Annotated in this window: 1 protein-coding gene; it reads right to left on the bottom strand. The window is 63.3% G+C overall.

Annotated features, from left to right (window positions below):
- Positions 1-207 precede the first annotated feature (207 nt).
- On the bottom strand, positions 208-449 hold a 242-nt coding region (locus AOZ53_RS35150; protein ID WP_231690732.1), incomplete at its 5' end, for a hypothetical protein.

Genomic DNA, 449 nt, shown 5'->3' with positions numbered 1-449 from the left:
GGGGCGGGGCCCGCCTCAAGCCGGCCGCGCGGGCGGCCTTTTGAGGCTTACGCGATGTCTTGCGGTTGATGCTGACGCTATCGCGTGTGGCGGCGGCGAAATCATTTTCTTTGGAAGGCTTGCTGGCGCCGCGAATGACTTTTCATTGAAAGCGTGCCAGCGTCGCGACGTCTTGCTACCGAGACATACCAGCGCCAAGCCCCTTTGCTATTGAGTGCTTGCCCGCCCCAAGACTGTTTGTGGTCGGCGCGAGTGACTCGTCACGCGCAACCCGCTTTCCGCCGCGCCGACCACCACCGCCCCTCCCCCGACGTGCGGAACCACTAGAAAACCGCTCATCACCCGCGCGCAGCGCACCCGCATCAAACGCAAATGCACAAACGCCAATTGCGGCCGCCCGCGCGGCCACAATTGGCGTCCCAGAAGTTCCATTCCCTGAACACAGGTCT

This window comes from Achromobacter sp. 2789STDY5608621 (assembly GCF_001299375.1).
GTDB lineage: Bacteria > Pseudomonadota > Gammaproteobacteria > Burkholderiales > Burkholderiaceae_B > Achromobacter > Achromobacter insuavis.
This window is presented reverse-complemented; position numbering and strand designations above follow the sequence as displayed.